1 pseudogene is annotated in these 228 nt (G+C 50.0%); it reads right to left on the bottom strand.

Annotated features, from left to right (window positions below):
* Positions 1-228: pseudogene (locus ACYQ3Q_RS28665) on the bottom strand (2-oxoacid:acceptor oxidoreductase subunit alpha); the annotation flags it as partial.

Raw genomic sequence — 228 nt, 5'->3', positions numbered from 1 at the left:
AATGGCATAGCCCAAATTCTCCTGTTTTAGGGAAAAACCTGGCCCGCTCGTGGCTGTTAAGCTTTTAAGCCCTGTCAAGGAGGCTCCGATGATCGCTGCCATACTTGCTATCTCATCTTCCATCTGGATAAAGGTACCCCCGACCAAGGGCAATCTCTCAGCCATTATTTCAGCGATTTCGGTTGAGGGAGTGATTGGGTATCCTGCGTAAAATAGGACTCCTGCCGC

It is taken from the genome of Desulfosporosinus burensis (assembly GCF_054657535.1).
This window is presented reverse-complemented; position numbering and strand designations above follow the sequence as displayed.